We start from the raw sequence: 24,379 nt of genomic DNA, 5'->3' as shown, positions 1-24,379 counted from the left end.
GGAGGACTGGCATGAGATATGACGCAATCATTGTAGGCGCGGGATTTTCCGGCGCGGTTGTGGCCAGGGAGCTGGCGGACGCGGGCAAGCGGGTGCTCGTTTTGGAAAAACGCAGCCATATCGGCGGAAATATGTATGATTCCACGGACGAAAACGGCGTGCTGGTCCACTGGTACGGGCCGCATATTTTCCACACTTCTTCGCAGGAAGTTTCACAGTATGTTCAGCGGTTTTCAGAGTGGTTTCCATACGAGCACCGGGTGCTCGGAAAAATCGACGGCCAGCTCGTGCCTATCCCGTTTAATTACCGGTCGCTCGATACGCTCTATCCAGCCGAACGTGCGAAAGCGGTCAAAGAGGAGCTCTCCTGTATGTTTCCGGGAAAGCGTACCGCGTCGGTGCTCGACCTGATGAATGCGGAAGATCCGGTCGTTCGGGAGTTTGGGCAGTTTGTGTTCGAGAAGGTGTTCCTGCATTATACCGCAAAGCAGTGGGGGACTCCGACCGATCAGGTTGACCGGTCGGTTATCAACCGGGTGCCGGTCGTGCTCGGGGACGACGACCGGTATTTCCAGGACAGCTGGCAGTATATGCCGGTGGACGGCTACACACCGATCTTTGAGAAGCTGCTGGCGGGGCCGGGGATCGAGACGCGGCTCTGCTGTGACGCCAAGGAAGTCCTGACGCTTGATATTGACGGAGGAGAGATACATGCGTGGGGCGAACGGTTCCATGGCCCGGTCGTCTTTACCGGTGCGATCGATCAGATGTTCGGCTACAGGTTTGGGCCGCTGCCGTACCGTTCGCTCGACCTGCGGTTCGAGCAGAAGGATTGTACGAGCTTTCAGCCCGCCGCGGTGGTCAACTATCCGAATGAGGAGGCATTCACCCGCATCACCGAGTTCAAAAAGCTGACCGGTCAGCAGATTACTGGCAAAACCACCATCCTGAAGGAATACCCGCTTCAATACGATCCGCATGGAAAACGTGGGAATATCCCGTACTACGTCATTGCGAATCCGGAAAACCAGGCCCGTTACCAGCAGTATGCGGGACTCGCCCGGAAGCTGCCGAATTTTTATCTCTGCGGCCGGCTCGCGGATTACCGCTATTACAACATGGATGCAGCGGTTCTGCGCGCCTTGCAGCTTTCGCGGAAGATCTTGGGCGAATAAAGAAAAATGTTTGTAAAAAAAGGCCGCGTCCAATCGGACGCGGCCTTTTTTGCAGTTTTCAGCCGAAAAAGCGTTTTATTTCCGCATCGGCGCTTTCTGGGGAATCGGAGCCGTGGATGACGTTCATTGAGGTGGAGGTGGCGTAATCCCCGCGGATCGTCCCAGCGGTAAAATCGCAGGCTTTGGTCGGGCCCATCAGGGTACGCACGCCGTGAATGGCGTCTTCGCCTTCGACGATCATGGCGAACACCGGCCCGCTGGTCATGTAGGCCAAAATTTCCGGGAAGAACGGTTTGCCGGTCAGATGTGCATAGTGCTCCCGCAGGATCGGCTCGGAAAGAGTCATGGTTTTGGCTTCGCAGATGCGGTAACCCTTGCGTTCGATCCGGTGGATGATTTCACCGATGAGCCCGCGTTTGACGGCATCGGGTTTGAGCATCACAAAGGTTCTTTCAATCATAGCGGTCATGGTCCTCCTTCACAAAATGGGATGGCGCCGGTTGCGGCGCGGTGACGTTTCACACACATTATAAGCCCGGTCCCTTCCGGGGAAATTTCCGAATGAGGAAATAAGCGATTTCTCGGATTTTCAAAAACAAACGGCGCGCAAAATGAGAATGCAGTTTGAAAAACGAAAGGTTTTACAGGTAAAATGCAGTCCCATTGCTCCGGAAACAGGATGTTTTGGAGGAAGAAAGGATTTTTGTTACCAAAATCAGGAATAAATTGGAAGAGAAAAAAAGTTTTATTTGAAAAGCGAGAATATTTTTAATTTTGGAAAAGTGTTCACTTTTGGACATTTTGACCGATTAAAAGGAGGTTGTGGTATCAAATAATGATAAAAGAATTCAACTGATCAAATCATTAATTATTAAAATGCCACAACGTCGAGGGGGTATTTCAAATTGACTTCTCGGAATTGCACATTTATGATGAACATAAAGAGTTCGAAAAACACAGACCATTTCTTTGGAGAAGCGTGTTTTCGAAACAAATTTTTCAATATTTTAAGGGAGGAAACACGGCATGAATGTGACCAGAAACGATGTGGAAAGAATCATTGACGCTTCCCTGGGTGCAACTCCGGCCCCAACACTTGACCAGGTGTCGGAATTTGTAAAGAAGACCCTCGATTATAACTTTGCAACCACCCTGACAGAACCATTCTTTATCAAGTACAATGCGGATATCCTGCATGCGGCGGGCAAACAGCTCGTCAGCGTCATCTCCTACCCGCTTTACGGCATGACCCACGAGGCAAAGCTCGCGCAGGCCAAGCAGGCGCTTGCGGATGGTGCGGATGAACTGGATGTTTCGATGGACATCAGCGCCTTCAAATCCGGCCGGTTCGACTACGTCAAAGAGGACCTGAAACCATTTGTCGACCTGATGGAAGGCAGAATCATGAAGATGATCTACGGCGCGACCCTGCTGACCGAAGATGAGCAGAAACACGCCGCCGAAATCGCCATCGAGCTCGGCATCCCGTTCCTCAAGACCAACACCGGCTACGGCTATGTGACCACCATCGAGCAGGTCAAACTGATCAAGGACAACTTCGGAGACGACATCAAAGTTATGGTTTCGGGCGGCGTGCGCACCAAGGAAGACGCGATCGCAATGATCGAAGCCGGCGCGGCCCGCATTGCAACCAGCTCGCCCTTCAAAATTGTTGACAGCTTCAACGCTTAAGAATAAAGGAGGAGTTTCAGATGAATAAAGCAGAGTTAGCCCGGTATATCGATCAGACCACCCTCAAACCCGGCAATAGCGAAGAATTTGTGACCGCGTTCTGCGAGGATGCAAAAGCCAACCATTTTGCAAGCGTCTGCATCCTGCCGAATATGATCCCGACAGCGGCAAAAGTCCTCAAAGGCTCTGACACCAAGGTCTGCACCGTCATCAGCTTCCCGCTCGGATTCGACGCTCCGTCGGTAAAGATCGCGGAGTGCAAAGACGCCCTGCGTCTTGGCGCCGAGGAGATCGACCTTGTGATGAACGTCTCCGCGCTGAAGAGCGAACGCTATGATATCGTGGACGAAGAGCTCGAAGGCGTTGTCAAGGCAAGCCACGATGCCGGCGCGATCGTGAAGCTCATTATCGAAACCCCGCTGCTCACCGAAGCGCAGATCGTGAAAGCCTGCGAGCTGGCAGAGAAACATGGCGTGGATATTGTAAAGACCTCCACCGGATTTTCCGCGATGCTGCCGCGTTCCACTTCGGTTGACGATGTGAAGCTGATCCGCAAATCGATCAAGCCGACCACCGGGCTGAAAGCGGCGGGCGGCATCCGCACCACGGCGGACACACTGGCGATGATCGAAGCCGGCGCCACCAGAATTGGCGCAAGCGCAGGAAAGGAAATCGTTGACGGACTCTAAGCGTTAGAACGAAACCAGACAAGGGGTACAGCCATGAAGAACTTAGTGAATGTTAGAGATATCAAACTGAAAGTTCCGGTACGGGACTGGCAGGATGCGGTGATAAAAACCGGTTCCATCTTAGAGCAGAATGGTTACGTCAAACATGAATATGTGGACGCAATGATCCAGACGGTAAAGACGCTGGGCCCGTATATCGTGGTTGCCCCAGGGCTGGCAATGCCTCACGCGAAAAGCACCAACGGGGTGCTCAAAAGCGGTATCAGTATTATGACTTTGGCCAATCCGGTGGAGTTTGGAAACGAGTCAAACGACCCGGTTCATATGCTCATCGGATTGGCCGGGACCAACGACAGTCTCCATCTGGATATCCTGCAGGCGATTGCAACCATTTTCGAGGATGAAAGTATGCTGCAAAAGATGGCCGCCTGCGACAATGAAGAAGAGATCGCAGAAATATTTAATAATGTGGAGGTTGAAGAATAATGTTGCATGTGGTAACGATTTGCGGCTGCGGTATGGGCAGCAGCGTCATCCTGAAGATGAACGCGGAAAAAGCGCTGAAAGAACTGGGTATCGAAGCTAAGCTTGAAGTCAGCGACATCACCACCGGCAAAGGCGCCGCGCGCACCGCAGACCTGGTCCTCATCGGCCATGAGCTGGCCTACCTGATGCAGGGCATCGACAAGCCCGTGATTGAGCTGAACAGCTTCGTCAACAAGCAGGAGATCCGTGACAAACTGGAAGCCTACGGAAAGGCGAACGGCCTGCTTCCGGAGTAATACCAAGTCTTCTATAGAAAGGTTCTTGCGAAATGGACAGTTTCAAAGATAAAGTTGTCATAGTCACCGGCGCGGGGCAGGGAGCGGGCAGGAAGCTCGCTACCCGCTTCTATGAGGAAGGTGCGATTGCCTGTCTTCTCGACCTCAACGGGGAAACCCTGGCCAAGGTCGTCGAGGAAGTCAATCCTGACCGCGAGCGCTTTGTGACCTATACGGTCGACATCAGCAACAGCGAACAGGTCACCAAGGCAATTGACGACATCGGCAAACGCTTTGGAAAAATCGATGTGCTTATCAACAATGCCGGCGTGCTCCACAAGGGCATGATCGAGACCGCCACCGACGCGCATCTGCAGCTCATGGTCAATGTCAACCTTATGGGCCCGATGTACTGCACCCGCGCCGCGATCCCGTACATGAAAAACCGCGATGCGAACATCATCAATGTCGCATCGATCCTCGCCACCTTCCCGAACACCGGTTCCGGCGCCTATGGAGCTGCAAAAGCCGGAATGATCCTGCTGACCAGGGTCTGGGCCGCGGAGCTTGCGCCTTACGGCATCCGGGTCAACTGCTATGCGCCGGGTGTGCTGAACACCCCGATGGCGGAGGACGTTATCAAAAACCGCGCCGAGTCGAAACTCTGCCAGATCCCGCTGCGGCGGTTCGGAGAGACCGACGACGCGTTTGATCTGGTCAGCTTCTTCTGCTCGAAGCAGGCGAGCTATATCACCGGACAGACCATTGGCCTGGATGGCGGAATCTGGGCGACACAGACCCCAACGGCGGCATGGAAGCTCTGATCGCTTCCTGAAAATACATAAGAAGCCTATAAACCGGAAAGAGTTGTGTGAAAAGGAGGGTCCCCATGAATTTTGCAATCAATTTTATCACCAATGTTCTCGGAAACCCGACCGTAATGCTTGGCCTCATCGCCTGTATTGGCCTTCTGTTCTTGAAGAAGGGCTTCGGTGACGTCGTGATGGGCACGGTAAAGACCATGATGGGTTACCTGATCCTGAGTGCAGGTACCGGCATCATTGGCCCGCCGATCACCCTTCTGACAGAACTGGTTCAGAAGGGTCTGGGCGTTGACGGCGTCCTGCCGCTTTACTGGGTGGTATATTCCGAATCGATGGCCAAGTTCGGCACCGAAGCGGCGCTGATCTTCATCATCGGTTTCGTCGTAAACATCCTGCTTGCGAAGTTCACCCCCTGGAAAAACCTTGCATTGACCGTGCACCTGCAGCTGTTCTGGACCGGCTTTATGGCGAGCGTCCTGTGCAGCATGGGCTTCCCGACCATGACGGTTATCATCGCGGGCGGTATCATTTCCGGTATCTACTTCTGGATTGCAACCACTATTTCGGCCCATTACCTGAAACCGGTCACCACCGAGCACTGCAACTTCGTTCCGAGCGCAATCTCGCTCGTGATTGCGGGCGAATGCGGACGGCTCTTCAAAAAGGGCGGAAAATCCACCGAAGAGCTCAGCTTCCCGGCTTCCCTCAACTGGATGAAAGACAGCATCATTGCCTGCTGCATGGCCATGATGGTCATGAACTTTATCTTCACTTTCGTCGCGGGCGCGGATGTTGTCCGCGGTCTGGCGGCCGGCGTTCCGTGGGTCCTCTATGTGATCCTGCAGTCCCTGACCTTTGGCGGCGGCATCGCGGTCATCCTCTATGGCGTGCGTATGATGCTGGCGGAACTGATCCCGGCGTTCTCGGGCGTTGCTGAAAAGATCCTGCCGAATGCTAAACTCGGCCTCGACTATCCGACCGTTTTCCCGTATGCGGGCACCGCGGTCATGGTCGGCTTTATCTTCAGCCTGCTCGGTTCGATTGTCGCGACCCTGATCATGGCATTCACCGGCTTCTCGCCTGTGGTTGTCCCGGGCGTCCAGATCAACTTCTTTGAAGGTGCGCTGGTCGGCGTCTACGCGAATGCGCATGGCGGACTGAAAAACTGCGTGCTCAGCTCCTTCATCACCGGTTTCCTGCTTCAGTTTGCAGTTGCGATCACCTTCCCGCTCACCGGCCATCTGATGGCGACCGGCGGCGCGTACGAAGCGATGGACTTCAACACCGTTGGATTCGTCGTTGCGAAAGTTGCATCCCTCTTTGCATAACCGTTAAAAACGTGTTATCATAACTATCATGTTGTCCCTTTTCCTATTCTAAATGTGACCCGCAGGCCATGTATCCTCAAAACAATCAGGATACATGGCCTGCAAACTCAAAAATGATGATTCGGGAGGCCCCAATGCAAGACGCGCAGGCATATTTGGACACCATCCAAAGGGATGGGTTCCTCGGCCCGATGTTTTCGTCCTATCTGCTCGCGAAACCCTATTACGCTGACAGGGTGGTGCTGGATTTTGGATGCGGATATGGATGGGGGAGCTTTTTGATCTCTCAGCACTGCCGTCGTGTGACCGGCTACGACATCGACCGGCACCGGGTCCGCTTTGCGCGGGAAACCTTCCGAAATGAAAACCTGGAGTTTTTATCAAGCTCCAAAGGCCTCATGCGCGGCGGATACGATGTGATCTGCCTGTTCCAGGTCCTCGCACACCTTGCGCAGCCGGAAAAAGAGCTGGAAAAGCTCTTGGAATATCTCAGGCCGGGCGGGATTCTCCTGTTTGGGCTGAAGGAAAGCGCGGCCGGCGCGCTCAGGCTTCTGGAAGAATGGGGAGGGGAACAAAATCTCATCCGGCTCTACCGCACCCGGCGTTACCTTTCCGATGCGGACAGCGTGATCGAAACAGGCTATCAACTGCCATGCAAAGGGGAACCAGACGATGGACAAAATAAACCTGCTGATTTTTGACGTGGACGGGACGCTTGTGGATTCCCTCTGCGGGGCCACGGCTTCAGTCAACGTCATCCTCGCGCGCAACGGGCTGCCCCAGGTAGCCGCGCGGGACGTTGCAACCTATATCAACCACGGCGGCGAGCATTTTATTTCCCATGCGGCCGCCACAGAAGATCCCGCGGTGATCGCCCGGTTGCTTTCGGAGTTTACACAGGAGTACCATGACAACTGTTGGGCCCCGCCGTATGAAGGCGTTTTGGAAACGCTGGAAGTCCTGCAAAAACGAGGGAAAACCTTGGGGGTCTATTCCAACAAGATGATCTCTGTCGCACAAAAACAAATGGAGCTGATCCGTGCTGATGCCCTCCTCGACTTTATCTGCGCGGATGACGGCAACACGGTCCTCAAACCAAAGCCGGATGCGATTTTGCAGATGCTTAGGCGCACTGGCTGCCCGCCCGGGGAAGCGATGATGGTGGGGGACAGCGAAGCCGACCTGATGGCGGGACACAGCGCGGGGATCAAAACCTGCTTTGCCGCCTATGGGATTGGAAAACTGGAAAATTCGCCGGTAAAACCGGATTATGTAATTGAATCCTTTGCACAACTGCTCACTCTGATGGATTAGGGGAAGACCATGCTCTACAAACGCTGCATCGAAACAATTGAACAGCTGATCGATTCGGAAAAACCGATAACCATCGCTGAACTGGCGCGGGACCGTTCGGTCAGCGCGCGTACCGTACGTAATGATCTGGAAATCATCGACGAATGGCTTGCCGGGTTCGGGCACGCGCCAATCACCCGGGTGCCGAGCGTCGGGGTTTTCCTGGGCGACGCGGACGGCATGGTCCGCATGCGCCTGAAAACAGGCAATGCAAACAACTATATCATGTCCTCGCAGGAACGGGTGCGGGTGATCATTGGGATGCTGCTGACCGGCGAAACCAAAACCAGCATCACGGCCATTGCCGAAAAGCTGCAGGTCAGCGGCGCAACCATTTCCAACGACATCCAGAAGGTCAAAAAATGGATGGACGATTATGGAATCCGCATGGTCTCAAAACCGCATATGGGCATCCTGATGCAGGACAGTGAACGCAATATCCGCCGTGGCTGTGTGATGCTGCTGCGGGAGGTGCTCGACACAGGAACCCGCCAGCAGGAGCTGATCGGCGCGCATTTTATGCAGGCGCAGGCGGCATTCAACCATTACCGGATGGATGCTTTCAGCGAGGCGGTCTCCCTTTGGCGGGAGGAAATTCTTAAGATCATCGCTCAGCTGCAGGAGAGCGACGGGGTCAGCATTTCGGACAATGGTTTCTGCGCCATGTTCCTCTATCTGCTGATCAATTTCGTGCGGGTGCGGCAGGGCTTTTCCCTTCAGTTTACCCCGCAGGAGCGCCGGATGATCTATGGAAAATCCGGCATCGACTATAAGCGTATCCGCTGCTTCATTAAAATGCACACCGGGCTGGAACTCGATGAAAACGAGATGCTGCAGATCAATGTCGAGTGGATGTCGCTGCGCAAGTTCGGAGCCTCTCCGAATGTCAACGTGGACAATGTGCTGATTTCCAAAGAGCTGATCGAAGCGGTAAAGACCGGACTGGATCTTGAATTTGAAGCGGATGAAAACACGATTCTGGAACTGGCGACCCACCTGAGCGTCATGTCCTACCGTTTGATCCTCAACGTACCGGCGGAGAACAATCCTGTGCTCAATGAAATCGAGGCGGCCTTCCCGGATGTCTGCGCGGTTGTGCGGGAGAAACTCCAGGAGGTCATGCAGAACAAGATGGGCCCCGTGAGCGACAGCGTCTGCGACCGGGAAGCGGTTTACATCGCGATGCACATCATCGCCTGTATCCATAAGAATACCAAGTCGGAGGAGATGAAAAAGGACGTCATCATTGTCTGCGGCAATACGATCGCGACCTCCAAAATCCTCGAAAACCGCCTCAAAGCGCTTTTTTCCAATGTAAACGTGGTGCGCACGATTTCCTATAACGAGTTTGTGAACGCAGCGTCGCCGCTCGACTGTGACCTGATTATTTCGACCCTTCCGCTGGAAAGCACGCATTACCAGTGCGTCACAGTCAACCCGCTTCTGAAGCTGGAAGACATCAATAAACTGATGAATGTATTCATGCTGCGTATGCAGAATGTGGATATGAATAAATATATCGGCGCGACCATCAATATCGCGTCCCGTTCCCTGAAGCTCTCTCCAGAGGAAAAGATCAAGCTCTCGATCGAGCTTACCAGGGATATTGAAACCGAAATGCAGGACCTGAGCCGTAAACGCAGCCCGACCCTGGGCACCCTGCTCACTGCCGACCTGGTGCGCACCGGCGTCCCGGCGAGAAACTGCTATGAAGCGATCCAGATCGGGGGCGACCTTCTGCGGCGCGCAGGGCTCATCACCCAGGAGCACATCGACCGCATGATCCAGCTCAAAAAGAAGCTGGGGGGCTACATCGTCATCGACCAGGGGGTGGCCATGCCGCACCTGTTGGTGCCGGAGCTGGAAGGACCCTGTATGAGCCTGATCACCCTGGAAAAACCGGTGCGGTTCCACAATGCGGAAAACGATCCGGTCGACTTGGTGATCGTGCTGCTCTCAAACAACAACACTTCGCATATCAAGGTGCTGGAAGAACTGATCGAGATCCTCAACCAGCCGGAAAAGAAACAGGCAATCCGCCGCGCGGAAAATCCATATGAGCTTCTGGGACTGCTCTGAGATCCAGAAAACGAATTAGATGAAAGGTTTGATGTTTTATGATTACCAGGCAGTTTAAGGTCACCAATCCGAGCGGGCTGCATGCCCGTCCTGCCACCGATTTTTCCAAGATTGCGCAGAGTTTCAAATCCTCTGTGGAGATCACCTTCAAAGGCAAAACCAAGAATGCAAAGAGCACGATCAGCATCATGGCGCTGGGCATCAAACAGGGAAGCACAATCGATGTGGCCTTTTCCGGCGAAGATGAACAGCAGGCCTGTGAAGCAATCGAAGCGCTGGTGGCGGCGAACTTTAACGAGTAAGCGAAGGGGGCCCCTTGTATGAAAGGTATCTGTGCATCTCCGGGCCTTGCGGCGGCGAAACCGTTCCTGGTGAAAGAGCAGGAGCTGCGCATCCGCCGCAGCCGGGTTCCAAAGGACGCGATCGAAGCAGAAAAGGAAAAATTTTATAGTGCCGTCGAGCGCCTGCGGCAGAAGATGAACGATTTCCTGTCAGACCCGGAGCGGGAGCTCTCGGAGGATGAGCGCAAAATCATGGGCGTGCATGTTTCGCTGCTCGACGATCCCAGTCTCATCGATGAGACGGTCTCGATTATCGAAAACGAACGGTTTAACTGCGCCTACGCGCTCAGTCAGAACGTCGACGCGATCGCGTTGGAACTGGGCGAGGTGGACGACGAATATATCCGGGAACGGATCATGGACATCAAGGATGTGAGTACAAGCCTTTTGAAACGCATCCTCGATGTCGAACCGGCCGACCTGACCCGTCTGGAGGAGGATGTGATCCTGATTGCGCGGGATCTGGAACCCTCCCAGCTCATCTCGGCGGACAAACGTTTCCTGCGCGGGATTGTTTGCGAACAGGGGGGCGTGACTTCCCACACGGCAATCCTGGCGCGCAATCTCGGCGTCCCGGCGGTGTTCGGGGTCAGGGATGCGATGAAGTCCTGCCGGAACGTATCGATGCTTGTCGTCAACGGCACGATGGGCACGGTGGACTGCAACCCGGAACCGGAAGAGCTTGACAAGGTGAGAAGGCGCATTGAAAGCCTGCGGGAATTGCGTCAGGATCTGGGGCGGTACGCCACCGTGGAGGGACGCTCGCTTGATGGGAGACGGATGGAGGTCTGCGCGAACATCGGAAGCGCGAAGGACGCGGCTCAGGCGGTGAAAAACGGCGCCGAAGGCGCGGGGCTTTTCCGCACTGAATTCATGTTCATGCAGGAGGATGTCCCGCCTTCAGAGGAAATACAGTTCGAAACTTATAAGGCCGCGGCCGAAGCGCTCGGTACCAGGCCGCTCATTATCCGCACGCTCGATGCCGGCGGCGACAAGGAAATCGAATACCTCCATTTAAATAAGGAAAACAATCCGTTTCTGGGATACCGGGCGATCCGAATCTGCTTAAAGAACAAGGATCTTTTCAAGACCCAGCTGCGCGCGATTCTGCGGGCCTCGGCCTACGGAAACATACGCATCATGTACCCGATGATCTCCTCGATCGAAGAGCTGCATGCCGCCAACCGGGTGCTGAAAAGGGCCAAGGCGGAATTGCGGCGCGAAGGGGTGCCGTTTGATAGGGAGATCAAGGTCGGCATCATGGTTGAAATCCCGACGACCGCTGTCTGCGCGGATATCTTTGCGCGCGAGGTGGATTTCTTCTCGATCGGGACGAATGACCTGATCCAGTATACCCTCGCGGTGGACCGTACCAACCAGACGGTTTCCGCGCTTTATGACGAATACAATCCCGGCGTGCTGCGGCTGATCTACCATACGATTCAGAGCGGGGCGCGGGAAGGGAAACCGGTCGGTATGTGCGGCGAAATGGGCGGCAATCTGCTGCTGACGCCGCTGCTGCTCGGAATGGGGATCGACGAAGTGAGCGTGAGCCCGGTGGCGGTGCCAAAGGTGAAAAAAATGCTTTCCGCCATCGACAGCAGCACCGCGCAGCGGATGCTGCACCGGGCGATGTGCTGCGATACAGGAAGCGAAATGAAAGCGTTCCTCACCGAAGAGCTCACCAAGATGAAATTGGACCATCTGCTTTTGCTGTAAAGCGCTGCCTCCTCTGCGCTGCAGTAGATAGAAAACCCCGGCGGGCCATATGGCCCGCCGGGGTTTTCTATCTATGGTTTTTCGTTTCAGATGATGAGATCCTGGTCAAATGCGCGTTCATCTTCTTTTTCACGCCTGATATTGATTTCGCCTTCCAGTTTGGCGCCATTGCTGACCGAGAGCTGGGATGCCTGCACATTTCCGATCAGCAGCGCATTTTCGCTGAACGCGACGGTGGTGTTTGCAATGAGGTTGCCTTTGACCCGCCCGCCCAGCACAACGCTGTTTGCGGTGATGTTGCCCACGACAACCGATCCGCTGTCAATGATCACGTCGGCGGTTGCGGTAATATCCCCCTGCAGAGCGGAATTGCACAGTTCAATCTGCTTGCCCTTGATATTGCCGGCAATTTTTCCGCATAGTTTGAGCACGCCGCTGCCTTCAAGGTTTCCCCGCAGACTGCCAAGCATCTCGACATCGCCGGAAGCCTTGATATCGCCGATGATCGTTGTCCCCTGCGCGATGATGGTCGGTCCGGCGGACAAGGGGGCCGCAGAAACTGGCCTTTTGGCAGGAACCGCTGGCTCCTGTGGAACGACAGGGGGAACGGTTGGGTGCGGCTCTGCTTTTTTTTCGATCGCGGCTTTTTCTGGCTGGGCATTGCCGATGATAGGCTCCTCGTTTTTTCCTTCCAGGAGGTCTTTGACAGCCTGAGAAAAATGGTTTTTCTTGTTCATGGTGAATTTCCTCCAGTGATCGTTTTCAGATTGATTGCTGCGGTGGCCTCCGGCGCGGACACTTTACCGCGAATATTGGCGAATTCTCCAAAAAAAAGAAGAAATACACCATATTTACAATCATTATAGCATGTTTGGGCCGGTGGAAATCTCAAGATTTCATCAAATTTGGAAATGTGAGACTGGGATGTGACAGAAAATCAGCACCGGTAAGCTGCGGCCCTTTGTAACAGGCGGATTTCCTGCGCATATATTGTTATTGGGTATTTTTGCAGCTGCTCAATTCGTAATAAAGGAGTGTTCACATGCCTACATCTTTGCAAAACCAGGCCCGTATTTCGTACAGCTATGATGGCGCGGTTTCGCCCGAAGTCGCAAATTCGAATACAACCACCACAACCCTGCTGGATGAATACAGCCTGCTTGCGGACAAAAGTGTCCTCAGCAATACCTATCGCCCAGGTGAAAATATCACCTATGTCATCCGCCTGAAAAACAATGGCCGGGGGGATCTTTTCAACGTCACTGTAATCGACAACCTTGGCGGGACCGTTGCGCCCGATCCGCTGGTATATCTGCTTTCCTCGGCGCGTCTGTACGTGAACGGGGCCCTCACGCCGCTTACCCCGACCATCGGCGCGGGCCGCTTGACTTTCACCCTGCCGGTTCCGCTTGAGGCGGGGGACACCGCGCTGATTTTGTACATTGCCGCCGTACGGGATGATTTGGCGGCCGACTACGGACAGATCACCAATACTGCGACCGTCTCTGCGAACGGTGGTTCCGCCAGCGGCCAGCAGGTTACGGCTGGACCAGTCAGCGCCACGCTGCTGCGCGAGGCGTATGCGGATGTCTCAATCATCAAATCGGCTGATAAGCAGGTTGTATCGTCCGGCGAAACGCTGACCTATACCTTCACGCTGACCAATACCGGGAACCAGGCGGCCACCGGCGTTGTACTGACGGATACGCTGCCGGCCGGATTTGCCATCACATCGGTATCGGTCACCAGCGGCGGTACGACCACGGTCTATCCGTCTACCGAATACACAGTTGATCCGACCACCAACACGATTACCCTGCCGAATACGACCGGAACACAGATCACGGTGCCGGCGGCTGTCGGCGGCGTGCCGGGCGTTGTGACCGTCACCATCGTGGGAACCGTTACAGCCCTGTGATTTTTCCGATCCCTCCTGTAAAAAGCGAAGCGGTTTTACCGCTTCGCTTTTTTCAGAAATCTGCAAATACAGACAGCAGAAGCGAAATTCGCTTATTTTCCGGGATTTACAAAAATTTTGCTTGCATTTTCTCGATTTATCCGCTATAATCTATATCAATCTGTAAAATACAAGGCTGAGCAGAGCCTGCCAGATAGCAAAGATCTTTTTTTGACCATTTCCCAGCCAAATGGGAAATCAAGGCCATACGGACAGCCGGGTCAAATGCCGAATCGGCAACTTTCGTTGCCTTATTGACGGGGCGGTTTCGCCCGATTTTATAAGTTGGTTACTTAAAACCGTGTGCCGCATGCACATCACACTTGTGAAACGATCAATAAGAGTAGTAAAAGTAAATTTCTTGCTATATAGACTCTGAACTCGACCTCTACAATCTCCATATGGAAAGCTCCGCGGAATCAAAACGCAGCCGCGGGGACAGATGTAGAATGAAACGCAAGTGGATGCGCGGCGGTTTGCCGCCGGTTCCGGTTGCGTTTTTTTGTTGTGTTTTTTGGAATATGAAAGGATAAGGATCAGAAGGGGTTGACCGCGCATGGAAAATAAGCTGAAACTGTATGGTTTTAATAATCTGACAAAATCGCTGAGCTTCAATATTTATGATGTCTGCTATGCGAAAAGCGAACGCGAGCAGCGGGATTACATCGCCTATATCGATGAGCAGTACAATTCCGAAAGGCTGACGAAAATCCTCTATAATGTTACAGAAATGATCGGAGCGCATGTGCTCAATGTCTCAAAGCAGGATTATGACCCGCAGGGCGCGAGCGTGACCTTCCTTATTGCAGAGGAAAGTATGCATCCGGTGGGTGGTGAAACGGTGGTCGCGCATCTCGATAAAAGCCATGTCACAGTACATACCTATCCGGAATATCACCCGGACACCTGCCTTGCCACCTTTCGGGTGGACATCGACGTGGCAACCTGTGGGGAGATCACACCGCTTTCGACCCTCGATTACCTGATCGGTTCGTTTGACAGCGACATCATCACAATGGATTACCGCATTCGGGGCTTCACCCGCGACTTACAGGGCAAAAAGCTCTTTATCGACCATAAGATCACCTCGATCCAGGACTACATCGACGACCGTACCTTGCAAAAATACGACGCGATCGATATCAACGTCTACCAGTCGAATATTTTTCACACCAAAATGCTGATCAAAGAGGTGGATTTGCAGAACTACCTCTTCAACACCGATGTGTACGAGCTTCCGCCGCGCACCCGCCTGCAGATCACAAACAGCCTGCGCCAGGAGATGATCGAAATCTTCTCGGGCAGCAACGTCTACTGACGCGCTGCCCGGCGCTGAGCGCCGGAGCGCCGCTTTGCGGCGACGCGCGTTCAAAGGGGGCGGCACGCCCCCTTTGGATCCTCCGCAGGGAGCCATCTTCGAGGGAGCCATCTTCGATGGCCCGCCCGCAGTGCGGGCGGATCTGGGGCAAGGAGCGCTGCGCGCAAATTTTGTGACGCGCTGCCCGGCGCTGAGCGCCGGAGCGGATTTACCGCGAGCCCTTTTGACGGCCGCGGGCTGGAAAGGAGAGCGAGATGGAAAAGCTTAATCAGGATCGCGCGCCGATTTATGAGGCGCTCGAACGCTTTAAACGAATGCGTGTGGTTCCGTTCGATGTACCGGGCCACAAGCGCGGCAAGGGCAGCCGTGAACTGACCGATTTTCTTGGGGAAAAGTGTATGACGGTGGATGTGAATTCGATGAAGCCGCTCGACAACCTCTGCCATCCGGTGTCGGTTATCCGGGAGGCGGAGGAACTCGCCGCCGACGCATTCGGCGCAGCGCATGCTTTTTTTATGGTGGGCGGCACGACTTCGGCGGTGCAGAGCATGGTGCTTTCGGCCTGCAAGAAGGGCGACAAGATCATCCTGCCGCGCAACGTCCACCGCAGTGTGATAAATGCTCTTATTCTTGGCGGTGCGACGCCGGTCTATGTGAATCCCCAGATGAACCAGCGGCTCGGCATCGCGCTCGGCATGCGGCTTTCGGATGTCGAGCAGGCGATCCGCGAGAATCCGGACGCCAAGGCGGTGTTGGTCAACAACCCCACCTATTACGGCATTTGTTCAAATCTGACGGAGATTGTACGGATCGCCCATGCGCATGGGATGCTCGTGCTTGCGGACGAGGCGCACGGCACCCACTTCTATTTTGGCGAGGGCCTTCCCGTCGCCGCGATGGCGGCCGGCGCGGACATGGCGTCGGTCAGTATGCACAAGTCCGGCGGCTCGCTCACCCAGAGCTCGTTTCTGCTCTGCGGCCCGGCGGTGAACGACGGCTATGTGCGGCAGGTCATCAATCTCACCCAGACGACCAGCGGCTCTTATCTGCTGCTTTCGAGTCTCGACATCTCCCGCAAGAACCTTGCGGTAAATGGGAAGGAGATCTTCGAACGGGTGATCGGCATGGCGCAGTACGCCAGGGAGGAGATCAACCAGATCGGCGATTACTACGCCTATTCGCGGGAGCTCTGCAACGGCGACACGGTCTGCGATTTTGACGTGACCAAGCTTTCGGTCAACACCTTTGAGGTGGGGCTCGCCGGGATCGAGGTCTACGACATCCTGCGGGATGAATATGACATTCAGGTTGAGTTCGGTGACATCGGCAATATCCTCGCGTATCTTTCAGTTGGGGACCGTCAGCGCGACCTTGAACGGCTGGTGAGCGCGCTCTCCGAAATCCGCCGCCGCTACAAACGGGATAAGACGGGCATGCTGCGGCATGAGTATATCAATCCCCAGGTGGCGATCCCGCCGCAGAAGGCGTTTTACGCCGAGAAAGAACCGCTTCCGATTGGAAAAAGCGCTGGGCGTATCTGTTCGGAATTTGTCATGTGCTATCCGCCGGGCATCCCGATCCTGGCGCCTGGCGAGCGGATTACCGGGGAAATACTTGATTATATCGCGTATGCCAAGGAGAAGGGCTGTTCGCTGACCGGCCCGGAGGACATGGATATCGCGTATCTCAATGTGACAAAGGAGGTGCAGTAAATTGCAGCTATGGTTTACTGAACGGCATACCCCGAACGCGCAGTTTTCGATTAAGGTTGACCGGCAGCTCTATTGCGGGCAGAGCGAATTCCAACGGATCGATGTGTTCGATTCGAAGGAGTTCGGGCGCTTTTTGACGCTCGACGGCTATATGATGCTCACCGAAAAGGATGAGTTCATCTATCACGAGATGATTACCCATGTGCCGATGGCTGTGCATCCGAACGCAAAACGGATTCTTGTCATCGGTGCGGGAGACGGCGGGGTGGTGCGTGAGCTCACGCGCTATTCGACCGTCGAGCAGATCGACCTTGTAGAGATCGACGAGCTGGTAGTGGAGGTCTGCAAGCAGCATTTGCCGCAGACCGCTTGCCGCCTTTCGGATGAACGGGTCAACATTTACTATCAGGACGGGCTCAAATTCATCCGCCGCTGTGAGAACGAATACGACGTTATCATTGTCGATTCGACCGATCCGTTCGGACCGGGAGAGGGCCTTTTCACAAAGGAATTTTACGGAAATTGCTATAAGGCTCTCAAAGAGGACGGCATCATGGTCAACCAGCACGAAAGCCCGTTCTATGACGAGGACGCGATCGCGATGCAGCGCGCCCACAAGCGGATCGTCGAGTCGTTCCCGATCAGCCGGGTCTATCAGGCGCATATTCCGACCTATCCGTCCGGGCACTGGCTTTTCGGATTCGCTTCCAAGAAATACCACCCGACCCGGGACTTCAACCCGGTCAAATGGAATGCGCTCGGGCTGAAAACCCGTTATTATAACACGCAGCTGCACGTTGGGTCGTTCGCGCTGCCAAACTATGTGGAGGAGATGCTGCGGGATGTTGAGTAAAAATGTCGAAACCTTTCTCGGCTGCGACAGTGAATATGTGGATGCAAAGCTCGTGATTTTCGGCGCGCCGTTCGATTCGACGACCTCCTACCGGCCGGGCGCCCGCTTTGCGAGCCGCACGATGCGCGCGGAAAGCTACGGGCTTGAGACCTACAGCCCCTATCAGGACAGGGATCTGGCCGATGCCGCCATCTTTGACGCGGGGGACCTGGAGCTCTGCTTCGGGGACACGCATCTCGCGCTCGGCGATATCGAACGGTTTGCGGACAGCATCCTTTCGGACGGGAAGTGCCCGGTGATGATCGGCGGAGAGCACCTTGTGACGCTCGGCGCGGCGCGGGCCGCCGTGAAGCGTTATCCGGACCTGCACGTCGTCCATTTCGACGCGCACGCCGACCTGCGGGACGACTACCTCGGCGCGAAGCTATCGCATGCGACGGTGCTGCGCCGGACATGGGAGCTTGTGGGCGACGGCAGGATTTTTCAGTTTGGCATCCGTTCGGGCGACCATAGCGAATTTTTATGGGGCAAAGAACATGTCTCCACCCAGAAGTTTACCTTCGACGGGCTCGATCAGGTCGTGCGGATGCTGGCGGGGCGGCCGGTCTACTTCACCCTCGACCTCGATGTGCTCGACCCGTCGGCGTTCCCGGGCACCGGGACGCCGGAGGCGGGCGGCGTGAGCTTTTTGCAGCTCTTGGACGCGATCCGGCAGGTGAGCGGCCTCAATATTGTCGCCTGCGACATAAACGAACTGTCGCCGCCTTACGACCCGAGCGGCATCTCGACCGCGACCGCATGTAAAGTCCTGCGGGAGCTGCTGTTGGCGCTTTCCTGAAAGAAAGCGCCGCAAAAAACGCCGGTTCTGCTTCGCTGTTTTGTGAAAAAGTTTTGATCGAACTTTTTCAAAAGTTCGCGGGGTTTGGGGCAGAGCCCCAAGGCTTGCGCCGCAGCGCACTTTCCAGCGCATTTTACTTTGCTTCTTTCTTTTTGCAAGTGAAAAAGAAAGAAGGGCTGCTATACCGCACAACAATTAAAATACAGGAGGAATTACAAATGGGAAAAGCATTGATTATCGGCTGCGGCGGCGTCGCGGGCGTCGCCATCCATAAATGTTGCCAGAATTCGGAAGTGTTCACCGAAATCTGCATCGCGTCGCGCACCAAGTCGAAGTGCGACGCGCTCAAGGAAAAACTCGAAGGCGCCACCAAAACGAAGATCACCACCGCGCAGGTCGACGCGGACAAGGTGGACGAACTTGTCGCGCTCATCGAACGTGAGAAGCCGGATATCGTTATGAACCTCGCCCTGCCGTATCAGGACCTGACGATCATGGACGCCTGCCTTGCCTGCAAGGTGAACTACATGGACACCGCCAACTACGAGCCGCTCGACACCGCGAAATTTGAATACAAATGGCAGTGGGCTTATCAGGAAAAGTTCAAGGAGGCCGGAATCACCGCGCTGCTCGGCAGCGGCTTCGATCCCGGCGTGACCGGCGTGTTCTCCGCCTACGCGATGAAGCATCACTTCGACGAGATCAACTACATCGATATCCTGGACTGCAACGGGGGGGACCACGGCTATCCGTTCGCCACCAACTTCAACCCCGAAATCAACATCCGCGAGGTCTCTGCCAACGGCAGCTACTGGGAGGACGGCCGCTGGGTCGAAACCGAACCGATGCAGATCAAACGGGTCTACGATTTCCCGGAGATTGGCCCCAAGGACATGTACCTGCTGCACCATGAGGAACTCGAATCCCTCGCACTGAACATCAAGGGCATTAAACGCATCCGTTTCTTCATGACCTTTGGACAGAGCTACCTGACCCATCTCAAATGTCTCGAAAACGTCGGGATGACCTCGATTGAGCCGATCGAATTCGAGGGCAAGCAGATTGTGCCGCTCCAGTTCCTCAAAGCGGTGCTGCCCGACCCGGCTTCGCTTGGCCCGCGCACGGTCGGCAAGACGAACATCGGCTGCATCTTCCGCGGCAAAAAGGACGGCAAGGACAAGACCTACTATTTATATAATGTATGCGACCATCAGGAATGCTACCGCGAAGTTGGTTCGCAGGCAATTTCCTACACGACCGGCGTGCCCGCGATGATCGGCGCCGCGATGCTGATGAGCGGCGCATGGAAAGGCCCGGGCGTCTTCAACATTGAACAGTTCGATCCCGACCCGTTCATGGACGCGCTCAATCGGTGGGGCCTGCCGTGGCAGGAGAGCTTCTCACCGGATCTGGTAGACTGATGGCGCGGCAGGATTTCGGCGCGCTTCCCACCCCGTGTTATGTGGTGGACGAGGCGCTGATTTTAAAAAATCTGGAGATCCTAAAGTCGGTTTCCGACCGCACCGGATGCAGGATCCTGCTTGCGCAGAAGGCCTTCTCGATGTTCGCGCTCTACCCGCTCGTCGGGCGGTATCTCGCGGGCACTGCGGCAAGCGGCCTTTATGAGGCGAAGCTTGGCCACGACGAGATGGGCGGGGAGACCCACATCTTTTCGCCCGCCTACAAGGAAGCGGAATTTGATGAGATTCTCTCGCTCTGCGACCATGTGGTGTTCAATTCCTTCTCCCAGTGGGGACGCTTCCGGCAAAAGGCGCTCGCGGCCGGGCGAAAATGCGGCATCCGGGTGAATCCGGAATGCTCCACCCAGGACCACGCGATCTACGACCCCTGTTCGCCCGGTTCGCGGCTCGGCGTGACGCGGGAAAACTTTTGCCCCGACCTGCTCGATGGGATTTCGGGGCTTCACTTCCACACCCTCTGCGAGCAGGATTCCGACGCACTCGAAGCGACGCTCGACGCGGTCGAACGGCAGTTCGGGGAATTTCTGCCGGGCATGCAGTGGATCAACTTTGGTGGCGGGCACCACATCACCCGGCCGGGCTACGGCCTTGACCGGCTCTGCGCCTGCATCGAACGCATGCGGGAAAAATACGGCCTCACGGTCTACCTCGAACCGGGCGAGGCGGTCGCGCTGAACGCGGGATTCCTCGTCACCGAGGTGCAGGACGTCCTCCACAATGGGATTGACATCGCAATCCTGGACGCTTCGGCGGCCTGCCACATGCCGGATGTGATCGAGATGCCCTACCGCCCGCCGCTGTTCGGCGCGGGCGAGGCCGGGGAGAAACCGTACACCTGCCGGCTGGGCGGGCCGACCTGCCTTGCGGGCGACGTGATCGGGGACTATTCGTTCGACCGGCCGCTCGCGGTGGGCGACCGGCTTGTGTTCGGGGACATGGCGATCTATTCGATGGTCAAGAACAACACCTTTAACGGCATGCGCCTGCCGGCCATTGCGGTGCGGCGGACGGACGGACGGCTGGAACTCCAGAAGAAATTCGGCTATGAGGATTTCCGGACGCGCCTTTCATAAGAGCGGAGGGAGGGCCAAAGAAATGAAAAAAGTAAAGATCACAATCTTAAAGACCACGCTCGACAAGGAGCTCGCGCAGGAATACGGCGCCGAAGGCCTTGGCGCCTGCCCGATGATGAAAGCGGGACAGGTCTTTTACGCGGACTATGCGAAGCCGGAGGGCTTCTGCGACGAGGCGTGGAAGGCGGTCTACCAGTATGTGTTCGCGCTGGCACACGGCGCGGGGGACGGCCTTTTCTATTATGGGGATTGGATCCGCAAGCCAGGCGTGGCCATCTGCAGCTGCAACGACGGGCTGCGGCCGGTCATTATGAAGCTGGAAGTGACTGATACCGTTTCCGAAATCGACTATGAGCCCATCCAGTAATAAGGAAATGGCAGAAAAAAGCAGTCCGCGAATTCGCGGACTGCTTTTATGCTTCACGCACAAAGGTGTATGTAAAATCGTCCGAGAGGTTTTCCGCGAAGGAAAACCCGTCCCAGTGAAAGCTGCGGAGCTGCTGCGGTTTCGTCAGCCGTTCCTTCACGATCATCCGCGCCATGCGTCCGCGGGCCATCTTTGCAAAGGTCGGCAGGCAGGTTAACTTTTGACGCTTACGAACCAGGAAGTTTACAGTGATGAACGGGTCCGCGGGGGTGAGATGGGAGCGGATCACCTTCGCATATTCCGCCGAGGCGAGATTGACGACCGGGTTTCCCGCGGCGAACAGCTCCCGGTAAAGCGCATCGCCCCAGAAAGCATAGAGGTTTTTTCCATCGACCTTTAACCTGCACTGCAATTCGAGGCGGTAAGGCTGGATGCCGTCGGAAGGGCGCAGCAGCCCATAAAAGGCGCTGACGATCCGCAGGTGTTCGTCCGCGAAGGAGAAATCTGCAGGTGAAAAATCTTCCGCCTGCAAATTTTTATACTGCAGTCCGTCATAGGAGAGCAGCGCCGGAAAACCGGGTTTGGCGGGATCGAACGCTTGGAAGGCGTCAAAGGCCCCGAGCGCCAGCTCCGGATTTATTTTCATCAGGCTTTCAAGCTGCCAGGGGGAAAGCTCCTTTAAAATCCCGGCCAGCCGTTTTGTCTGGGCAAGGCGGCCAGGCCGGTCCGGAACGAGTCCGGGAAGGGCGGATGCGCGCATATTTTTGGCGGGGGAAATGATGGCGATCATGAAGAACGCTCCTTTGCCGGAATGTTTTAGAATATCATACCACGGATTTTTCTGTGCCGCAAATGAAAGAAATGTTTGTAATTTTGTCAAAAATCAGCTAGAATATAAAAAGTGTCCGTTTTTATGGGTTTTATGGCAGCCATCAAAAATATATTGCAAAATGTTCACGGTCTCTTTAAGAATTAGACGATCTGCTGTTATAAAATCGTATAGGAATCATGCGAAATTGAAAAGGCGTTTCCTGCATGCGAAATCTATGCCAATCAAGAAGGAGGAAAAAACATGCTTGAGGTTTCCGGTATCACGAAATGTTATGGAAACAAAACAGCAGTAGACAATATCAGCTTCAAGGTGAACCAAGGGGAGATCGTTGGATTTCTCGGCACCAACGGCGCCGGCAAATCCACCACGATGAACATCATCACCGGCTATCTTTCCGCCACCGACGGTACTGTCACGGTGGATGGGTACGACGTGATGCAAAACCCCGTCAAGGTGAAGGAAAGGATCGGCTACCTGCCGGAAATCCCACCGCTTTATCAGGATATGACCGTCTGGGAAAGCCTGCGTTTTGCCTATGAGCTCAAACGGGTCAAACTTGACCGTGACCGGCATTTGAATGAAATCTGCGACCTTGTGAAGATCTCGGATGTGAAGGACCGCCTTGTCAAAAATCTTTCCAAAGGTTACCGCCAGCGTGTGGGTCTTGGCTGCGCGCTCATTGGCAATCCGCCCATTCTGATCTTGGACGAGCCCACCGTCGGGCTCGACCCGAAACAGATCATCGAGATCCGAAACCTGATCACAAAACTTGCGAAAACCCGCACCGTCATTCTTTCTTCGCACATCCTGCCGGAAATCCAGGCGGTCTGCGGACGCATCATTATCATAAACAAGGGTAAAATCGTGGCTGACGATACGCCGGACAACCTCACTGCGGCACAGGCGAAGGATCACCGGCTGATCCTTCAGGCGCCGGGCGAACCGGGTGAAATCAAGAAGCTTCTCAAATCCATCCCGCAGGTTTCAGCGGTGGAGGCGGGGGAAGTGACCGAGCCGGGCGTACATCACTACTTTGTAGACGCGGGCGGGGAAGATGTCCGCAAGGAAGTGTTCTTCCTGATGGCGGAACACAAAATCCCGCTGATGGAACTGAGCTACAAGCATGTCACCCTTGAGGACGCTTTCCTGAAGTTGACCAAGGAAGGCTATGTCCCGGCGGAGCCGGAAGCGGCGAAGGCACAGGATGCGCCGCAAGCGGCAAAAGCGCAGGAATCCCCTGCCGCCGAAACCGATGAGACTCAGGAAGGAGCAAAAACAAAATGACTGCGATTTATAAGCGCGAGCTGCGTTCTTATCTGATCACACCGATCGGTTTTGTTTTTCTGGCGATCTTCTATGCAATCGCCGGCTATTATTTCTTTGGCTACCACCTATACGGCGCGTCGGCCGATTTCAGCTACATGTTTTCGGCGTTGTTCACCTTTGTGATCTTTATCACCCCGCTGCTCACCATGCGCATGTTCAGCGAGGAAAAACGCTATAAGACCGATCAGGCGCTGCTCACCGCGCCAGTGAGTCTGACTTCTATCGTGCTGGGAAAATACCTGGCCTCGGTGACCATGTTCCTGGCCGCGCAGGCGGTGACGCTCATCTACCTTGTCATCGTGGGGACCAAGGGCCCGGTCGATTACCCGGTATTTTTCGGGCATTTCATCGGTATGCTGCTGCTCGGCATGGCGCTGTGCGCGCTCGGGATGTTCATCTCTTCCCTGACCGAAAGCCAGATCATCGCGGCGGTCGGCGGCATGGGAACCGGCATGCTCTTTATGATGATCGATTCGATCGGCCAGATGACAGGGAACCCCGCCGCGCAGAAGATTTTCGATTCCCTGTCCTTCTATGTCCACTATAAGGACTTCACATCCGGTATTCTCAATATCGCGGATATCCTGTTCTTCCTTTCGATCGCGGTGTTGTTCTGTTTCCTGACAGTGCGCGTTTTGGAAAAACGCCGCTGGAGCTGATG

Annotated in this window: 25 protein-coding genes; 22 read left to right on the top strand and 3 right to left on the bottom strand. The window is 55.1% G+C overall.

Features of this window, described 5'->3' with window-relative positions:
• The first annotated feature begins 11 nt into the window (after window positions 1–11).
• Window positions 12–1,175, top strand: a complete 1,164-nt coding sequence (glf, locus tag BN4275_RS16365; RefSeq protein ID WP_066460092.1) for a UDP-galactopyranose mutase — start codon at window positions 12–14, stop codon at window positions 1,173–1,175.
• A 58-nt stretch (window positions 1,176–1,233) separates the two neighbouring features.
• Here glf and ndk read toward each other — a convergent pair whose 3' ends face one another.
• Entirely contained in the window at window positions 1,234–1,635 is a 402-nt protein-coding gene (gene ndk, locus BN4275_RS16360; RefSeq protein WP_066460091.1) for a nucleoside-diphosphate kinase, read from the bottom strand.
• Window positions 1,636–2,201: 566 nt separating this feature from the next.
• Between ndk and deoC (BN4275_RS16355) the strand changes: the two genes are divergently transcribed.
• The 11 genes from deoC (BN4275_RS16355) to ptsP all read left to right on the top strand — a co-directional run bounded on the left by deoC (BN4275_RS16355) (window position 2,202) and on the right by ptsP (window position 11,961).
• Window positions 2,202–2,867 (top strand): deoxyribose-phosphate aldolase, encoded by a 666-nt coding sequence (gene deoC, locus BN4275_RS16355; protein WP_066460090.1) that lies wholly within the window; start codon window positions 2,202–2,204, stop codon window positions 2,865–2,867.
• Between the two features lie 20 nt (window positions 2,868–2,887).
• On the top strand, window positions 2,888–3,556 hold the full coding sequence (gene deoC / locus BN4275_RS16350) for a deoxyribose-phosphate aldolase (protein WP_066460089.1): 669 nt from the start codon (window positions 2,888–2,890) through the stop codon (window positions 3,554–3,556).
• Between the two features lie 33 nt (window positions 3,557–3,589).
• Window positions 3,590–4,042: a PTS sugar transporter subunit IIA gene (locus tag BN4275_RS16345; protein WP_066460088.1), complete on the top strand. Its 453-nt coding sequence runs from the start codon at window positions 3,590–3,592 to the stop codon at window positions 4,040–4,042.
• A complete protein-coding gene (locus BN4275_RS16340; protein ID WP_079988328.1) occupies window positions 4,042–4,338 on the top strand; it encodes a PTS sugar transporter subunit IIB in 297 nt (98 codons plus the stop codon). The genes BN4275_RS16345 and BN4275_RS16340 overlap by 1 nt, the downstream gene beginning before the upstream one ends.
• A gap of 32 nt (window positions 4,339–4,370) precedes the next feature.
• Window positions 4,371–5,141: an SDR family NAD(P)-dependent oxidoreductase gene (locus tag BN4275_RS16335; RefSeq protein WP_066460087.1), complete on the top strand. Its 771-nt coding sequence runs from the start codon at window positions 4,371–4,373 to the stop codon at window positions 5,139–5,141.
• A gap of 65 nt (window positions 5,142–5,206) precedes the next feature.
• Window positions 5,207–6,469 carry a PTS transporter subunit IIC gene (locus BN4275_RS16330; RefSeq protein ID WP_066460086.1) on the top strand — a complete coding sequence of 421 codons (1,263 nt, stop codon included), beginning with the start codon at window positions 5,207–5,209 and terminating at the stop codon, window positions 6,467–6,469.
• A 134-nt stretch (window positions 6,470–6,603) separates the two neighbouring features.
• Complete coding sequence (locus BN4275_RS16325; RefSeq protein ID WP_066460085.1) at window positions 6,604–7,170, top strand: class I SAM-dependent methyltransferase; 567 nt, start codon at window positions 6,604–6,606, stop codon at window positions 7,168–7,170.
• Window positions 7,142–7,783 (top strand): HAD family hydrolase, encoded by a 642-nt coding sequence (locus tag BN4275_RS16320; protein ID WP_066460084.1) that lies wholly within the window; start codon window positions 7,142–7,144, stop codon window positions 7,781–7,783. Before BN4275_RS16325 ends, BN4275_RS16320 begins: the two co-directional genes overlap by 29 nt.
• A gap of 9 nt (window positions 7,784–7,792) precedes the next feature.
• Window positions 7,793–9,901, top strand: a complete 2,109-nt coding sequence (locus BN4275_RS16315; protein WP_066460083.1) for a BglG family transcription antiterminator — start codon at window positions 7,793–7,795, stop codon at window positions 9,899–9,901.
• A 38-nt stretch (window positions 9,902–9,939) separates the two neighbouring features.
• On the top strand, window positions 9,940–10,203 hold the full coding sequence (locus tag BN4275_RS16310; protein ID WP_066460082.1) for an HPr family phosphocarrier protein: 264 nt from the start codon (window positions 9,940–9,942) through the stop codon (window positions 10,201–10,203).
• Between the two features lie 18 nt (window positions 10,204–10,221).
• Window positions 10,222–11,961, top strand: coding sequence for a phosphoenolpyruvate--protein phosphotransferase (gene ptsP, locus BN4275_RS16305; protein ID WP_066460081.1), 1,740 nt, complete (start codon window positions 10,222–10,224; stop codon window positions 11,959–11,961).
• Between the two features lie 86 nt (window positions 11,962–12,047).
• On the opposite strand, the gene BN4275_RS16300 is transcribed toward ptsP, so the two are convergent.
• Window positions 12,048–12,698, bottom strand: a complete 651-nt coding sequence (locus tag BN4275_RS16300; protein WP_066460080.1) for a bactofilin family protein — start codon at window positions 12,696–12,698, stop codon at window positions 12,048–12,050.
• Between the two features lie 305 nt (window positions 12,699–13,003).
• Here BN4275_RS16300 and BN4275_RS16295 point away from each other — a divergent pair, with 305 nt between their 5' ends.
• The 8 genes from BN4275_RS16295 (at window position 13,004) to BN4275_RS16260 (ending at window position 21,560) form a co-directional block, all read left to right on the top strand.
• Entirely contained in the window at window positions 13,004–13,879 is an 876-nt protein-coding gene (locus tag BN4275_RS16295) for a CLIPPER-2 domain-containing protein (protein WP_066460079.1), read from the top strand.
• Between the two features lie 595 nt (window positions 13,880–14,474).
• Entirely contained in the window at window positions 14,475–15,236 is a 762-nt protein-coding gene (gene speD / locus BN4275_RS16290; protein WP_066460078.1) for an adenosylmethionine decarboxylase, read from the top strand.
• 254 nt (window positions 15,237–15,490) lie between these two features.
• The gene (locus tag BN4275_RS16285) at window positions 15,491–16,948 is read left to right on the top strand and encodes an aminotransferase class I/II-fold pyridoxal phosphate-dependent enzyme (protein WP_066460077.1); all 1,458 of its coding nucleotides are present in this window, start codon (window positions 15,491–15,493) and stop codon (window positions 16,946–16,948) included.
• 1 nt (window position 16,949) lies between these two features.
• A complete protein-coding gene (speE, locus tag BN4275_RS16280) occupies window positions 16,950–17,801 on the top strand; it encodes a polyamine aminopropyltransferase (protein WP_066460076.1) in 852 nt (283 codons plus the stop codon).
• Window positions 17,794–18,639, top strand: a complete 846-nt coding sequence (speB, locus tag BN4275_RS16275) for an agmatinase (RefSeq protein ID WP_202615005.1) — start codon at window positions 17,794–17,796, stop codon at window positions 18,637–18,639. The genes speE and speB overlap by 8 nt, the downstream gene beginning before the upstream one ends.
• Window positions 18,640–18,857: 218 nt before the next feature.
• Window positions 18,858–20,060, top strand: coding sequence for a saccharopine dehydrogenase family protein (locus tag BN4275_RS16270; RefSeq protein ID WP_066460074.1), 1,203 nt, complete (start codon window positions 18,858–18,860; stop codon window positions 20,058–20,060).
• Window positions 20,060–21,193 carry a carboxynorspermidine decarboxylase gene (gene nspC, locus BN4275_RS16265; protein WP_066460073.1) on the top strand — a complete coding sequence of 378 codons (1,134 nt, stop codon included), beginning with the start codon at window positions 20,060–20,062 and terminating at the stop codon, window positions 21,191–21,193. The genes BN4275_RS16270 and nspC overlap by 1 nt, the downstream gene beginning before the upstream one ends.
• Window positions 21,194–21,215: 22 nt before the next feature.
• Window positions 21,216–21,560 (top strand): TIGR04076 family protein, encoded by a 345-nt coding sequence (locus BN4275_RS16260; RefSeq protein WP_066460072.1) that lies wholly within the window; start codon window positions 21,216–21,218, stop codon window positions 21,558–21,560.
• 46 nt (window positions 21,561–21,606) lie between these two features.
• Here BN4275_RS16260 and yaaA read toward each other — a convergent pair whose 3' ends face one another.
• Window positions 21,607–22,350: a peroxide stress protein YaaA gene (yaaA, locus tag BN4275_RS16255; RefSeq protein WP_066460071.1), complete on the bottom strand. Its 744-nt coding sequence runs from the start codon at window positions 22,348–22,350 to the stop codon at window positions 21,607–21,609.
• Window positions 22,351–22,632: 282 nt separating this feature from the next.
• Here yaaA and BN4275_RS16250 point away from each other — a divergent pair, with 282 nt between their 5' ends.
• Window positions 22,633–23,676, top strand: a complete 1,044-nt coding sequence (locus tag BN4275_RS16250) for an ABC transporter ATP-binding protein (RefSeq protein ID WP_066460070.1) — start codon at window positions 22,633–22,635, stop codon at window positions 23,674–23,676.
• Window positions 23,673–24,377 (top strand): ABC transporter permease, encoded by a 705-nt coding sequence (locus tag BN4275_RS16245; RefSeq protein WP_066460069.1) that lies wholly within the window; start codon window positions 23,673–23,675, stop codon window positions 24,375–24,377. The genes BN4275_RS16250 and BN4275_RS16245 overlap by 4 nt, the downstream gene beginning before the upstream one ends.
• Window positions 24,378–24,379 lie beyond the last annotated feature (2 nt).

Origin of the sequence: Anaerotruncus rubiinfantis (genome assembly GCF_900078395.1) — a bacterium.
Classification (GTDB): domain Bacteria; phylum Bacillota; class Clostridia; order Oscillospirales; family Ruminococcaceae; genus Anaerotruncus; species Anaerotruncus rubiinfantis.
Note: the sequence above shows the minus strand (reverse complement) of the source record. Positions and strands in the feature narration are given on the sequence as shown.